Source organism: Photobacterium sanguinicancri (assembly GCF_002265265.1).
GTDB classification, from domain to species: Bacteria; Pseudomonadota; Gammaproteobacteria; order Enterobacterales; family Vibrionaceae; genus Photobacterium; species Photobacterium sanguinicancri.
Genome location: NZ_NOIF01000543.1, coordinates 1 through 359 on the forward strand (window position 1 = coordinate 1; position 359 = coordinate 359).

At 63.2% G+C, this 359-nt stretch carries 1 pseudogene; it reads right to left on the reverse strand.

Annotation, left to right across the window (positions count from 1 at the left end):
• Positions 1-359: pseudogene (locus ASV53_RS26685) on the reverse strand (hypothetical protein); the annotation flags it as partial.

A 359-nucleotide genomic window follows, 5' to 3' on the forward strand; every position in this document is an offset into this window, starting at 1 on the left:
AAACGGTCTCGTAGCGCCTGATCCGCGTCAACACCGCTTGCCTGGGCGCGAGCAATGAGAGTCAAAAGCTGGCCACCAGTCTCCGCCGCGGTGATCGGCTCGTCGGCCAGCTTGACGCCCACCCCACGAGTGCGTGCGCGTGAGATGACCTTAACGCTGCGGGCCACGCTGGAAAGGGAGTAGGCGATCCCGTCCAGGCTGGACGTACGTCCTTTGACCGCTGCCTTACGAGCCTCCCATGCGGCGTCGAGATCCTCAGGAACCTCCTCGTCGGAGAACACATAGGGGTGACGGGCCACAAGCTTGGCGACGATTCCACCGACGACCTCGTTGATGTCGAAACGTCCCCCCTGTTCACC